The following is a 660-nucleotide window of genomic DNA, read 5'->3' on the forward strand; positions in this document are numbered from 1 at the left end:
TAACGCCCAATTAAGGTGTGAGGCACGCAATACCGATGCTTCCGCATACCACCTTAACCACTAAAACCAACGCATACCAAAAATGCCACGCGTGCCGAATCACTCTTAAATTGTTTGTTATAAAGCGGACTCTACGTTAAACGCCTTTTCTAACCACACCGAGCTTATGTACTGCCCGTGTTTCTTCGCATACTCATTGAAAACTCCGACTTCTCTGAAACCAAACCGTTTATGTAATGCAACTGATACGTCGTTTGGTAATGCAACACCCGACAATACACGGTGGACGCCGTAAGCACGAATAGATGAGAACAACTGAGTATATAGTTTAGAGCCTAAACCTTTCCCTTTAGCTTCTTGTGCCAGATACACGGTCACTTCTACAGTATCGTCAAAAGCTGAAATTGCTCTGTACTGTTGGGAACATGCAAAACCTAGCAATTCGCCGTTTTCTATAGCGACATATAGTTGATATTTGGTGTTGCTAGAGAACTGAGAAAACCATTTCTGACGATTTTCCAGAGTAAATGGAACTTCCTCAAAGCGTGCATTGGTGTGTTCAATATAAAAATTAAAGATGTCTGTAATACCAGCAACATCTTCAAGTTTACCTGTTCGAATTTCCACGAAATGTCCTTTTTCTTCGAGCTTTATAACGCC

General features: G+C 41.5%; 1 protein-coding gene. It reads right to left on the reverse strand.

Annotated elements, in window-relative coordinates:
* Window positions 1-117 precede the first annotated feature (117 nt).
* The gene (locus ACWPOD_RS23735; protein ID WP_456232306.1) at window positions 118-627 is read right to left on the reverse strand and encodes an N-acetyltransferase family protein; all 510 of its coding nucleotides are present in this window, start codon (window positions 625-627) and stop codon (window positions 118-120) included.
* Window positions 628-660: the final 33 nt, after the last annotated feature.

This window comes from Vibrio sp. JZG120 (assembly GCF_053890955.1).